This window comes from Nonomuraea sediminis, assembly GCF_018531495.1.
Taxonomy (GTDB): domain Bacteria; phylum Actinomycetota; class Actinomycetes; order Streptosporangiales; family Streptosporangiaceae; genus Nonomuraea; species Nonomuraea sediminis.
On record NZ_JAHDTI010000001.1, the window covers coordinates 249,093 to 262,519 of the forward strand.

10 protein-coding genes are annotated in these 13,427 nt (G+C 72.3%); 3 read left to right on the forward strand and 7 right to left on the reverse strand.

What is annotated here, in order from left to right:
• The first annotated feature begins 86 nt into the window (after window positions 1–86).
• Entirely contained in the window at window positions 87–1,673 is a 1,587-nt protein-coding gene (locus KIK09_RS01120; RefSeq protein WP_308163875.1) for a Na+/H+ antiporter, read from the forward strand.
• Here the strand turns inward: KIK09_RS01120 and KIK09_RS01125 are convergent.
• Window positions 1,670–3,085, reverse strand: coding sequence for an MFS transporter (locus KIK09_RS01125; protein ID WP_214316709.1), 1,416 nt, complete (start codon window positions 3,083–3,085; stop codon window positions 1,670–1,672). The two genes, KIK09_RS01120 and KIK09_RS01125, sit on opposite strands and share 4 nt — an antisense overlap.
• A gap of 171 nt (window positions 3,086–3,256) precedes the next feature.
• Between KIK09_RS01125 and KIK09_RS01130 the strand changes: the two genes are divergently transcribed.
• Window positions 3,257–3,964, forward strand: coding sequence for a GNAT family N-acetyltransferase (locus KIK09_RS01130; RefSeq protein WP_308163876.1), 708 nt, complete (start codon window positions 3,257–3,259; stop codon window positions 3,962–3,964).
• Entirely contained in the window at window positions 3,961–5,064 is a 1,104-nt protein-coding gene (menC, locus tag KIK09_RS01135) for an o-succinylbenzoate synthase (protein ID WP_214316711.1), read from the forward strand. The genes KIK09_RS01130 and menC overlap by 4 nt, the downstream gene beginning before the upstream one ends.
• 6 nt (window positions 5,065–5,070) lie before the next feature.
• On the opposite strand, the gene KIK09_RS01140 is transcribed toward menC, so the two are convergent.
• The 6 genes from KIK09_RS01140 to KIK09_RS01165 all read right to left on the reverse strand — a co-directional run bounded on the left by KIK09_RS01140 (window position 5,071) and on the right by KIK09_RS01165 (window position 13,410).
• A complete protein-coding gene (locus KIK09_RS01140) occupies window positions 5,071–6,513 on the reverse strand; it encodes an alpha-amylase family protein (protein WP_214316712.1) in 1,443 nt (480 codons plus the stop codon).
• A 150-nt stretch (window positions 6,514–6,663) separates the two neighbouring features.
• Window positions 6,664–7,359: an ABC transporter ATP-binding protein gene (locus tag KIK09_RS01145; RefSeq protein ID WP_214316713.1), complete on the reverse strand. Its 696-nt coding sequence runs from the start codon at window positions 7,357–7,359 to the stop codon at window positions 6,664–6,666.
• Window positions 7,360–9,231 (reverse strand): dipeptide/oligopeptide/nickel ABC transporter permease/ATP-binding protein, encoded by a 1,872-nt coding sequence (locus tag KIK09_RS01150; protein ID WP_214316714.1) that lies wholly within the window; start codon window positions 9,229–9,231, stop codon window positions 7,360–7,362. It lies immediately after the preceding gene.
• Window positions 9,231–10,154, reverse strand: coding sequence for an ABC transporter permease (locus KIK09_RS01155; RefSeq protein WP_308163877.1), 924 nt, complete (start codon window positions 10,152–10,154; stop codon window positions 9,231–9,233). The genes KIK09_RS01150 and KIK09_RS01155 overlap by 1 nt, the downstream gene beginning before the upstream one ends.
• Window positions 10,155–11,726, reverse strand: coding sequence for an ABC transporter substrate-binding protein (locus KIK09_RS01160; protein ID WP_214316715.1), 1,572 nt, complete (start codon window positions 11,724–11,726; stop codon window positions 10,155–10,157).
• Between the two features lie 100 nt (window positions 11,727–11,826).
• Window positions 11,827–13,410 carry a PucR family transcriptional regulator gene (locus KIK09_RS01165; RefSeq protein ID WP_250572481.1) on the reverse strand — a complete coding sequence of 528 codons (1,584 nt, stop codon included), beginning with the start codon at window positions 13,408–13,410 and terminating at the stop codon, window positions 11,827–11,829.
• Window positions 13,411–13,427 lie beyond the last annotated feature (17 nt).

A 13,427-nucleotide genomic window follows, 5' to 3' on the forward strand; every position in this document is an offset into this window, starting at 1 on the left:
GCAGGCCAGCGGGATTCCGGATATGGCGGGCCGTGCGGGGAACGATGGCTGACGCGGGGTGAGGAGCGCGGCCGTCGGGGGGTGTCGTGGGCCAGTTCGTGCTGCTGATGCTCGTGCTGCTCGGCGCGCTGATCACGGTGCCGCTCGGCGAGCGTTTCGGCGTGCCCTCCCCGGTGCTGATGACACTGCTCGGGATGGTGCTGGCGCTGCTGCCGTTCGTGCCGAACGTGCAGATCTCACCTGAGCTGGTGCTGCCCCTGCTGCTGCCGCCGCTGCTGTACGCGGCGGCGCAGCGCAGCTCGTGGCGGCAGTTCGCGGCCAACTGGCAGCCGATCTCGCTGCTGGCCGTGGCGCTGGTGTGCGTGACGACCGTGGCGGTGGCCGTGGTGGCGCACTCGATCGTGCCCGGCCTGACGCTGGCCGCCGCGACGGCGCTCGGCGCGCTGATCGCGCCGCCCGACCCGGTGGCGGCCACCTCCGTGGCGGGCTCGCTCGGCCTGCCGCGCCGCATGGTGTCGCTGCTGGAGGGCGAGGGCCTGTTCAACGACGTGACGGCGATCGTGCTGTACCACGTGGCGGTCGCGGCCGTCGTGTCCGGCACGTTCTCCTGGCCTGAGGCGATCGGCACGTTCGTGCTGTCGGCGGTCGTGGCCGTGGCCGTCGGGTTCGCCGTGGGGTGGGCGGCGGACAAGCTCATGGCGTTGCTCGGCGACGCCACGCTGCAGATCGGGCTGTCGCTGCTGGTGCCGTTCGTCAGCTACGTCGCCGCCGACCAGTTGCACGGCTCGGGCGTGCTCGCCGTCCTGACGACCGCGTTCTACCTGGGCGAGCGCACCTGGGACGCCGACGACGTGTACGGGCGCTTCGCCGGGCGCGCGTTCTGGGAGGTCGTCGACACCATGGTGACCGGGGTGGCGTTCGGGCTGATCGGGCTCGAGCTGCACACCGTCCTCGACACGCTGACCTCGCGGATCGGCCGGCTGCTGTGGTGGAGCGCCGCCGTGGTGGCCGTGGTGGTCGTCGTACGGCTGGCGTGGCTGCTGCCGTCGGCGTGGCTGACCAGGAAGGTGCGCGGCGCGCTGCACCCGGAGCAGGAGATCCCGCTGGGGTGGCGCGAGACCGTGGTCATGTGGTGGGCGGGGATGCGCGGCGTCGCCTCGGTGGCGCTGGCCCTGGCCATCCCGTTCCGCACCGCCGACGGCGCGCCCTTCCCCGGCAGGGACGCCATCATCGCGATCGCGTTCGCGGTGATCCTGGTGACGCTGGTGGTGCAGGGGCTGACGTTGCCGTGGCTGGTGCGCAGGCTCGGCGTGATGGCGGACACCGCCGCGGAGCGGGAGCTGGAGAGGGACCTGGCGATCCGCGCGGCCAGGGCTGCGCGCGCCCGGCTGCGCGAGATCAACGAGACGGAGGGGCTGCCCGACGAGGTGGTCGAGCTGCTCGGCCGCCGCCTGGTGGAGCTCGGGATCCGCCTCAGCCCGGAGATCGCCGACGAGGAGCGGCGCGAGGCCTTCGAGCAGCGTACCGAGCGGATCAGGACGATCAGGCGGGTTCAGGAGGAGATGATGTCGGCGGCCCGCCACGCGGTCCTCGAGGCCAGGCGCGACCCGCACGCCGATCCGGAGGTGGTCTCCCGGGTCCTGCGCGAGCTCGACGTCCGCAGCCTGCGCTAGTCAGGTGCCGCGTGTGGGCGGCGGCGGGGGACGATGAGGATGGCCAGCAGGCCGAGGACGGCGATGCCGAGCATCGCCAGGAAGACGTTGTGCACCGCCGCCGCGAGCGCGGCGCGGACGTGGTCGCCCGAGCCGCCGTTGAGCGCCCTGGCCGCCTCGTCGACGGAGGCGCCCCCGCCCAGCCGGGAGGCCAGCGTGCCGTTGGCCACCGCGCTGAGCACGGCGGCGCCGAACGCCCCGCCGGCGATGCGGAAGAACACCACGCTTCCCGTGACCACGCCCCGCCGCTCGTAGCCGACCTCCTCCTGCGCCCCCACCAGCATCGACACCGACACGAGCCCGAGCCCGCACCCGTTGACGAAGGAACACAGCCCGGCGTACACCAGCGGCGACGAGGCCGTCATCAGCGAGAACATGGCCGCCGACACCCCGACGAGCACGATGCCCGCCAGCGCTGTGTCGCGGAAGCCGTAGCGCATGTAGAGCCGGTTGGAGAACGCCGCCGTGATCGGCCAGCCGATGGACTGCACCGCCAGCGCGAACCCGGCGGCGATCGCGCCCGCCCCCAGCACGCCCTGCGCGAACGTCGGCAGGTAGACCGTCGGCCCCACCAGGACCATCCCGACGACCGCGCTGCCCAGGAAGGAGCCGAGCAGTGCCCGGTTGCGCCACATCCACGGCGGCAGCAGCGGCTCGGCGGCCCGCCGTTCCCACCAGCCGAAGCCGGCCAGCAGCAGCACGCCGAGCGCGACGGGCCACGGCGAGGAGGTCTGCAGGCCGAGCATCACCGCGACCACGCCGCCGCTGAGCAGCGCGATGCCCAGCAGGTCGAGCCGGCGCGGGCGGCGCTCGACGATCTCGCGCAGCCACACCACGATGATCAGGCAGGCGACGCCGCCGACGGGCAGGTTCAGCAGGAAGATCCACCGCCACAGCCCGAACTCGGACAGGATCCCGCCGAGCGCTGGCCCGACCAGCGCGGACACGCCCCACACCGACGACAGCAGGCCGCTGATCCTGCCGCGTTCCTCCAGCGGGTACAGGTCGGCCGCGAGTACCTGGGTGATCGACTGGATGGCGCCCGCGCCGACGCCCTGCACGGCCCTGGCCACGATCAGCACCGGCATCGACCAGGCCACGCCGCCGAGCAACGAGCCCACCAGGAAGATCGACATGCCGGTCAGCAGCATCGGCTTGCGGCCGAACAGGTCGGCCAGCCTGCCGTACACGGGCGTGCTGACGGCCTGCGTGAGCAGGTAGGCGGCGATCACCCAGGGGAACAGGGAGAACGACCCGAGGTCCCGCACGATCGACGGCACGGCCGTGGCGACGATCGTCTGGTCGATCGCGGCCAGCGCCATGCTCGCCATCAGGCCCGCCGCCACCGCGCCCCGCCGCGTCGTATCGCCCATGTCCGGCAGGGTATCCACCGGGTCCGGCGTTGTTCCACGCACCAAGCTCGGCCACAGTCTTGGTGTGGCCGCACGAATCCCGGAGACCTCACGGTGGAATACCGTCGCGGTGACAACCACTGGAATCGGAGGGCCGGCACGTTGCTCGCTATCAGGGAACTTCACGACATTGTGGAGTTCGAGCAGGTCTACGCGCTGTTCAGCGACATCTGGCACTTCGAGCCGGGCAGCCAGCCGGTCACGGTGGAGCTGATGCGGGCGCTGTCGCACGCCGGCAACTACGTGGCGGGCGCCTACGAGGACGGCCGGCTGGTCGGCGGCTCGGTGGGCTTCTTCGCCGCGGACCGCTGCCTGCACTCCCACGTCACGGGCGCCACCATCGGCCGTGGCATCGGCTTCGCGCTCAAGCAGCACCAGCGCGGCTGGGCCGCCGAGCGCGGCCTTGACCGCATCACCTGGACCTACGACCCGCTGGTGCGCCGCAACGCGCACTTCAACCTGGCCAAGCTGGGCGCCCGCCCGGTCGAGTACCTGCCCTCCTTCTACGGCGTGATGGACGACGCGATCAACCAGGGCGACGACTCCGACCGCCTGCTCGCCGAATGGTCGGTACGGCAGGAGCCGCAGTCCTGCCCGCCTTCCGTGGACGCCGTGGTCGCCCTGGCCGACGAGGGAGGCAGGCCGGTGGCGGGCTCCGTGGACGCCGCGACGGTGCTCGTGGCGGTCCCCGCCGACGTGGAGGGGTTGCGCCGCTCAGACCCGGGAACGGCAAAGGCATGGCGGCACGCCGTACGTGACGTGCTGGGCGGCCTGCTGGCCGAGGGCCGGGTGGTGACCGGCTTCTATGACAAGTCGTACTACGTAGTGGAGAAAGCGTGAAGATCACAGGAGTTGAGCTGCGGCGTATCGCGATGCCGCTGGTCGCACCGTTCCGCACCTCGTTCGGCACCGAGACGGCCCGCGACGTGCTGCTGGTCCGGGTCGTGACGCCGGACTCGGAGGGCTGGGGCGAGTGCGTGGCGATGTCCGAGCCGCTCTACTCCTCCGAGTACGTCGACGGCGCGGCGGAGGTGATCCGCCGCTTCCTGCTGCCCGCGCTGCCGCGCGAGGTCGACGCCTACGGTGTGGGCAGGGCGCTGGAGCCGATCAAGGGCCACCGGATGGCCAAGGCGGCCGTGGAGACGGCCGTGCTGGACGCCCAGCTTCGGGCGGCGGGCGAGTCGTTCGGCCGGTTCCTGGGCGCGGCGCGCGACCGGGTGCCGTGCGGGGTGTCGGTGGGCATCATGGACTCCATCCCGCAACTGCTCGACGCCGTCGAGGGCTATCTCGACGAGGGATACGTGCGGATCAAGCTGAAGATCGAGCCGGGCTGGGACGTGGAGCCTGTCCGCGCGGTGCGCGAGCGCTTCGGCGACCAGATGCTGCTCCAGGTGGACGCGAACGCCGCCTACACGCTGGTGGACGCCCCGCAGCTGGCCAAGCTCGACGACTTCGGCCTGTTGCTGATCGAGCAGCCGCTGGCCAACGACGACCTGGTCCAGCACGCCCAGCTGGCCAAGCTGGTGCGCACGCCGATCTGCCTGGACGAGTCGATCGAGTCGGCCGAGCACGCCGCGGCGGCCATCTCGCTGGGCGCCTGCTCGATCATCAACATCAAGCCTGGCCGGATCGGCGGCTACCTGGAGGCCCGCCGGATCCACGACCTGTGCCGGGCGCACGGGGTGGCGGTGTGGTGCGGCGGCATGCTGGAGACGGGTCTCGGCCGCGCGGCCAACGTGGCGCTGGCGGCGCTGCCCGGCTTCACGCTGCCGGGTGACACCTCCGGGTCGCGCCGCTACTACGAGACGGACATCACCGAGCCGTTCGAGCTGTCCGACGGCCACCTGGCGGTGCCGACCGGCCCTGGGCTCGGCGTCGAGCCGCTGCCGTCGGTGCTGGAGGAGGTCACCACCTCCACCGAGTGGATCCCGATCGACTGACCCCGCCTACACGGTCAGCGGCCAGGCGCCCCACGGCTGGGACCAGTCGTAGGTGAGCGTCTGGCCGCCGCACCGCCACCGCCTGGGCGCGGTGGTGGTCAGCCAGTCCAGCGGCTCGACCTCCTGGCCGCCGTCGAGCGCCAGCCGTACGGCCCGCGACAGGTCGGCGTCGGCGGCGTCGGTGCGCGCGGCGGGGTCGACGGAGACGAACAGCGCGGTGCCCGAGCGGGCGACCAGGTCGAGGAACTGCCTGTTCAGCGACCAGTCGGTGGCCGGCGTGCAGGGCACGCAGTCGGCGTCGACGGCGAACAGCCGGCCGTGCTGGGGCAGGCGGAAGGCGAGCGTGTTGACGCCCATGCGGCGAGTTCGCTCCCACTGCCTGCCCGAGGTGTCGTCGCCGGTGCGCTGCACCTGGACCAGCCCTGCCGCCAGGTGGCCGATCGTGTTGCACCCGATCACCAGGGCGTCCCCCGCGGCCTCGGCGATCGTGCGGTACAGCTCCACGACCTGCTCGGCGCTGGTCCTGGTCCTGTCGGGAAACACGGTCTCGCCGGTCGCCAGCGTGGCCGGGGTGTCGGCGGCGAAGCGGCCGAACAGGTCGTAGCTGCTGAAGTCATGCTTGATCAGCTCGTAGCCCCAGGAGCGGAAGCGGGCGATGTCCTCGGCCACCGTCGCCGGCTGCGACAGCGGGCGGAACCACAGCCCCGGGCGGGCGCCGGCCGCCTTGATCTCGCCGGCGGTCTCGGCCATGTCGAAGAATCCGGTGTCCCAGGGCCCGTGATGGTGGGTCCAGCCGTCGTCGACCACGCAGTACGGCAGCACCTCGTGCCCGTCGGCGTACTCGGCGATCGTGCGCGCGTCGCGCACCACCGCCTCCCTGCCGAACCCCTCGCCGTAGGCGTAGTACCAGTTGTTGCAGCCCACGACCGGCTCGCGCGGCAGCAGCGGGTCGGGGCTCATCGCCGCGCACAGCTCCGCCAGCATCGCGTACGGCCGGGCCGCCCCGTCCACGCCCACCAGGGTCGCCGCCGCCAGCTCCCTGTCGCCGAGGAGGACCGGCTGCCCGCCGCTGCGGACGTCGAGCCAGAGCGTGACGCCGTCGCCAGCCACGGTCCACGAGCACATGGCGCCGGGCCGGGTCCGCACGCCCATCCCCCACGTCCTGCCGCCCGAGGTGGCCAGCCAGTACCAGGGCAGGGTCCGCTCGGGCTGCGGGTGGCGCCACTGCAGCTCGCCGTACGACCGTTCCCACGCGTCGCCGAGCACGAGGGTGTCGTCGGGGATGGGGCGCCGCCAGCGCAGCGCGACGAACGACAGCCCGTCACCGCTGACGGTGACCTTGCCCGACTCCACCGAGACGACGCAGCCGGGCGCCTCCCACCCGCCGTCCCCTCGGCGGCACGCGGTGTGCGGGCGGTCGGTCACCACGTAGACGGAGTCGGGCGTCACCTGACGCACCCGACGTATCTGAGCCGGCAGAGCACGATCCGCGTCACCTGCTTCCTGGTTCGCTACCTCCAGCATCGCATCCGGCTCCCGGACCGCGTCGGAGGCGTGACCGGCGTGGTGGTGCCCGCCACAGCCTGCGGGCACCACCGGCTAGGGACGTGGCAGGCGTGGCACCGCCTCGAGCAGGGTGCGCGTGTAGTCGTGGGACGGCTCGCCCACGACCTGCTCGGTGGGGCCGAGCTCGACCACCCTGCCCTCGTGCATGACCGCCACCACGTCCGAGACGTAGCGCACGACGGCCAGGTTGTGCGAGATGAACAGCATCGACAGGCCCAGGTCGTCGCGCAGGCGACGGATCAGGTTGAGCACCGAGCCCTGTACCGACACGTCCAGCGCGCTGGTGATCTCGTCGGCCACCAGCAGGTCGGGGCGGGCGCCCAGGGCCCTGGCGATGGCCACGCGCTGCCGCTGGCCGCCGGACAGCTCCCTCGGGTACCGCTCGGCGACGTCGGCGGGCAGGGACACCAGGCCCAGGAGCCTGGCGACCTCCTCCTTCACCGCGGAGCGCCGCCCGCCGGCGAAGCGCACGCCCTCGGCCACGGAGTCGCCGACCGACATCCGGGGGTCGAGCGAGGCGTACGGGTCCTGGAAGACCATCTGGATGCGGTCGGCGCCGGTGACCGTGCCCTGGTGCGGGATCAGGCCGCTGACGGCGCGGGCCACCGACGACTTGCCGGAGCCGGATTCGCCGACCAGGCCCACGATGCCGCCTGGCGGGATCTCCAGCGTGACGTCGTCGACCGCAGTGAAGGCGCCGTAGCGGACGGTCAGGTGAGAAATGAGCATTCAGACCTCCCAGCAGGCGACCTGGTGCGCCGGGCCGTGGACGACGAGGGGCGGGCGCTCGGCCGAGCAGCGGGCGGCGGCCAGCTCGCACCGGTCGGCGAACGCGCACCCGGTGCCGACCTGCGAGGGGGCCGGCTGGCGGCCCGGGATGCTGGCCAGCGGCCTGCTCCTGTCGGTGTCCATGTCGGGCAGCGAGTCGATGAGCGCCCGCGTGTACGGGTGCGCGGCGCCGACGGCCAGCCTGGCCACGGGCAGCTCCTCCACGACGCGGCCCGCGTACATGACCACGACCCGGTCGCACAGCTCGCCGACGACCGCGATGTCGTGCGAGATGAACAGCGCGGCCGCGCCGCTCTCGTCGACGACCTCGCGCAGCAGGCGCAGGATCTGCCGCTGCACGGTCACGTCCAGCGCCGTGGTCGGCTCGTCGGCGATGATCAGCTTGGGCTCGCCCATCAGGCCCATCGCGATCACCGCGCGCTGCCGCATGCCGCCCGACAGCTCGTGCGGATGCCTCCTGGCCTGTTTGTCCGGCTCGGGCAGGTGCACGTGCCCGAGCCGATCGACGGCCCGCGCGTGCGCCTCCGTACGGCCGGCCCCCAGGTGGACGGTGGCCACCTCGGCCAGCTGACCGCCCACCTTGAGCGCCGGGTTGAGCGAGGCCATCGGGTCCTGGAACACCATGGCCAGCGTGGTCCCGAGCTCCTTGCCTGACATCCCGGCGACATCCTTGCCGTCCAGGCGGAGCCTGGCGTGGGTGACCGTACCCGGATGCGGCACGAGCCCACCGATGGCGGCCGCGGTGAGGCTCTTGCCGCTGCCCGACTCGCCCACGATCCCGACGATCTCGCCGGGAGCGACGCTCAGCGACAGCCCGCGCACCGGCGTCACCCCGCCGGGGAAGGACACGGTCAGCTCCCGCACCTCCAGCACCGCGCCGGGATCGGGTTCGCTCGCGGCCTCCTCCCCCACGGCCTCGGGCTTCTCCGCCCGTACGGCGGGCCGCCCCGCCGCCTTGGCCAGCGCGTCGCCGAGCAGGTTGAACCCGATCCCGGCCAGCGCCACGGCCAGCGCGGGCCCCAGCGCCACCTCCGGCGTGACGTAGATCCGGGAGAACCCGTCGAACAGCAGCCGCCCCCAGTCGAAGTCCGGCGGCTGCACCCCCAGCCCGAGGAACGACATCCCGGCCAGGCCGAGCAGCGCGAACCCGAGCGACTGGGTGAGGTTGAGTATCAGCGGCTCGGCGATGTTCGGGAGCACGTGCCTGGTCAGGACCCACCGCCGGGGCACGCCCAGCATGCGGGCGGCCGAGACGTAGTCGGCCCCGGCGACGGAGGCGGCCAGCGTCTGGGTGAGCCGGGCGAACGCGGGCGCCGAGGCCACCCCGATGCCGAGCACGGCGCCCTTGGCACCGAGCCCGGTCACCACGGCGGTGAACATGGCCAGCAGCAGCCCCGGGAAGGCCACCAGGGCGTTGACCAGCCCGGTCACGAACCTGGCGCCGCGGCGGGGCAGCACCGACGGCAGCGCGCCGAGCACGACTCCCACGCTCGCGCCGATGAGGGAGGAGATCAGCGCGAGCGTGAGCGAGAAGCGCCCGGCCACCAGCATCCGGGCCAGCAGGTCGCGGCCCAGGTTGTCGGTGCCGAGCGGATGGGCGGACGAGGCGCCCTGCAGGATGGCCGAGGCGTCGATCCGCTCGGCCGTCTCGCCCCAGATGGGCGGTCCGATGATCGCCAGCACGACCATGAGCGCCACGATCACGGCGCCCGCGACGCCGGAGGGGGTGCGCGGGAGCCGCAGGCGTGCCCGGCGCGGCCGGACGAGCGGCTGTGCCGTACCCGTCAGGTCCGCCGTCTGAGCGCTGGACATCAGGACTCCTTGATCTTGGAGGTCGGGTCGAGCACGCCCAGCATCAGGTCGACGGCGAAGTTCACGACCAGCACGATGCCGCCGTAGACCAGGATCACGGCCTGGGCCACCGGGTAGTCCTTCTGCGTGATCGCCTCGGTGATCTTCAGGCCGAGCCCGGGCCAGGCGAAGACGTACTCCACCAGCACGCTGCCCGCGATCAGCGCCGTGAGCAGCAGTCCGCCCATGGTGAGCGTGGCGGTGAGGGTGTTGGGCAGCACGTGCCTGAAGTAGAGCCTGGCCGCGGGCAGGCGCTTGGCGCGGGCCAGGCGGATGTAGTCCGAGCCCAGCTCCTTCAGCGTCTCCACCCTGGCGATGCGGGCGATCATCGCGATCGGCCCGAGGGCCAGCGCCACCACGGGTAGCACGAAGGAGTCCGGGCCCGTCTTGCCCGCGGGCGGGAGCAGGTGCAGCCCGATGGCGAACACGGTGACCAGCGCGATCGAGTACAGGAACTCGGGCACGGCCACGGCGGTGCCGGTGACCGAGTTGAAAGTGATCTCGGTGCCGCGGTTGCGGCCGTTCTCGGTGCGGATGGCGGCCCACATGCCCAGCGGCACGGCCACCAGCAGCGACACGACGGTGGCCAGGACGGCCAGCATCAGCGTGTTGGGCAGCCGGGCCATGATCACGTCACCCACCGGCTCGCCGCTGATGAACGACGTGCCGAGATTGCCGGTGAAGACGTGGCCGACGTAGGTGAAGAACTGCTCGATCAGCGGCCGGTCCAGGCCGAGGGCGGCCATGCGGGCCTGGACCAGCTCCACCGGGGCGGCGGGCCCCAGTGAGGCCCGCACGGGGTCGCCGGGAATCAGGTGGATCATCGCGAACGAGGCCACGAGCAGCACGGCCATCGACACGACGAACCTGATCAGATGCCTCACTCAGCCTCCCTGGGTGAGCCGGATCGAGGCCGGGTAGAACAGCCCGGCCATCGTGTCGAACGTGGCGCCCTTGGAGGCGGTGAGAACCGTGTTCTCCACCACGGGGACCAGGTCGACGTTGTCGAACAGGGCCGACTCCGACTCCAGCCAGAGCTTGCACCCGGCCTCCCCCGGCATCCCGGTGGCCTTGGCCACGAGCTCCTCGTAGCGGGTGTTGGCCAGGTGGGCGAAGTTGCCGCCCTTGGGGGCGGACGGGCCGGACAGGAAGCCGACGAGCTGGGTGGGCAGGGTCACGCCGATGGGCAGCCAGATGACGTCCCAGTCCTGGGTGGCGTTGAGCTCCTCGGCCAGCTTGGTGTCGATGACGCCGTTCAGCTTGGTCTCCACGCCGATCTTCTTCCAGGCGTTGGCGACGTACTCGGCGGCGGCCTGGATGCCGGGGCCGCGGGTCGTCACGTACACGTAGCGCATCGAGAGCCGCTTGCCGTTCTTGACGCGGACGCCGTCGGGGCCGGCCTTCCAGCCCGCGGCGTCCAGCGCGGCGGTCGCCGCGGCGACGTCGTAGCCGGGCACGTGACCCGTGACGGTGTCACCCGGGCAGGGGCGCGGGTAGAGCACCAGCCCGGAGGCGGGCTTGCCGGTGCCGCTGGTGGAGACGTTGCCCAGCTCGGTCAGGTTGATGGCCTGGGTGAGCGCCTTGCGCACGGCCGGGTCGTGGGTGGGCCTGTCCTCGCCCTGGTGGTAGAAGAACTGGCCGTTGCCGTTCGGGACGATCTTCTTGCCGATGCCGGGAGTGGCCTCCAGCCGCGCCCGGTCGGGGCCGTTGACGTCCATGCCGTTGATGGTCCCGGCGATCAGCAGGTTGGCGGCCGTCTGCTCGTTGGGGACGACCTTCAGCACCACCCTGTCGGGCAGCTCCTTGGCCGTGGCGCCGCCGGGGCCCCAGGCGTACTCGCGGCGGACCTTGAAGGTGTAGTGGTCGCCGGGCACCGACTCGCTCAGCACCCACGGTCCGCTGCCTGAGGTGGCGTGCGCGATCAGCGAACGGTCCTTGACCGCCTTGCCGCAGACGATGTACAGCAGGCGGGCGCTCTCCAGGATGAAGCTGAACGGCTTGGACGTCGACAGCGTCACGGTCCCCGCGGCGTCGTCCGCCTTGGCCTTCATGTCGGCCGGCACGAGCACGCCGTTGACGGGGGACTTGGTGGCGGGGTCGGTCATGTGGTTGACGTTCTCGGCCACGTCAGCCGCCATGAGCGGCGAGCCGTCGGAGCACGTGACGTCCTTGCGCATGGTGAAGGTCACCTGGTCGGGCTTGACGTCCCACTTCTCCGCCAGCGCCGGGATGATCTTGCCGTCCTGGGAGCTGCTGACCAGCGTGTCGTAGGAGAAGGACAGTACCTCGTTGGTGACGGAGAGCACGCCCATGGCGGGATCGAGTACCCCGGGGTCGGCGGTGATGGCGTAGGTGAACGTGCCGCCCGCGACCGGTTTGCCCGGTCCGCTCGCCGTGCCGCCGCCGCAGGCCGCGGCGAACAGGGCCAGTGCGGCGAGCGCTGCTGTTTTTCTCATTCGGGGACTCCAGACGCGCGTGGGGGGAGATGCCCCACCTTCGCCCCTAGCAGGAGCCGGTTCTTCGTGCCGCTTCACGAAATGCGCGGGCGGCCTCGTTCTAGCGGCCGAAGATCCGCATCTGGAGCATCACGGTGAGCCGGGCGTCGGGATCCGACAGGTCGAGCCCGCTGATCTCCACCAGCCGCTTGAGCCGGTACCGGAAGGTGTTGGCGTGCACGTGCACCTTGGCGGAGGCCACGTTGACGTCGCCGAAGGCGTCCAGGTAGGCCCGCAGCGTGGCGACCAGCTCGCTGCCGTGCTCGGCGTCGTGGGCAAGCAGCCGCTCGTAGGGACCGGTGGGCGACTGTTCCTCGGCCGCGGCCACGTCGGAGACCTGCAGCAGCAGCGACTCGAAGTGGACCGTGGTGTAGCCGGCGACCTGCCCGCTGCTCTCACGGGCGCGCAGCACGCGCAGCGCCCTGTCGGCGTCGGCGCGCGAGCGCGCCACCTGCGACAGGTTGGCGGCCAGGCGGCCGACCCCGATGTTGGCGGCGTGCCGCGGCCCGACGCGCGCCAGGAAGCTCTCGGCGACGCGTACGGCACGCGCCTCCTCCTCGCCGCCGGCGTGCAGCGGCAGCACGGCGTAGGCCACCGAGCCGACGAGCGCGGCGGCGGCCTTGGGGTGGATGGCGCCCACGTGCAGGGACAGCGCGTCGCAGAAGCGCTGTCTGTCGCTCTCGCCGCGGGCGGGGTCGGCGGCGGAGACGTCGGTGAGCTGGGCGGCCAGCACGCACAGGCGTTCGGTGGCGATGCCCAGCCTGCCCGCCGCCTCGTGCGCGTCGGCGCCGCCCGCCAGCACGGTCGACAGCAGGTCGGCGCGCAGCCGCCGCTGGGTGTCCGCGCCGGCGCGCTCGCGCAGCAGCTGCAGGGCGACGATCTTGGCGGCGTCGGTCAGGGCCCGCTGCCGCTGCTCGCTGAGGGGCTCGCGCACGGCGGCCCAGATGGAGCCGAGGATCTCGTCGCCGGTGCGCACGGCCACCGCGACGCGGTCGAGGCTGCCGTCGGTCATCTCGATGTAGATGGGCTCGCGGCTCTGGTAGAGCTGCTTGAAGGAGCCCCTCTCGTCCAGCATGCGCTGGTAGCGCTCGGGCACCTGGCGGCCGAGCACGGTCTCGACGCGGCCGGGGTCGGCCTCGTCCTGCCTGCCGGAGAAGGCCAGCACCCGGGAGGAGCGGTCCTCGATGGTGACGGGCGCGTCGAGCAGCGCGCAGACCGCGTTGGCCAGCGCGAACAGGTCGCCCTGCGGGCCGTCCCCGGGTTCGGCCAGGTCACCCTCGGCCAGCAGCGACCGGATCAGCGCCGCCACCTGGGACCAGGAGGCGGCGCGGGTGAGCCCGAGCACGGCCACGCCGGTCTCCAGGACCTTGGCGCGGACCTGCTCGTCGACGTCCACGGGCAGCTTGACGACGATCCCGGCCGCCTCGGGCGCCAGGTCGATCAGCGAGCAGATCTCGGGAGCGCCGTGGACCCCCACGGCGAGCAGGATCCCGCCAGGCGGGACCAGCAGCTCGTCGAGGGGGTCGAAGATGTGCACCCCGGTGACCTCGATGTCGAGGTCACCGGGCGAGGCAGCCACGTCGAGCACCGTGTTGCCGAGGTCGAGCAGGATCCGTCCGAGACTGGCGCGTGGACGGTCGTGCATGCGCTCACGATAGTCGA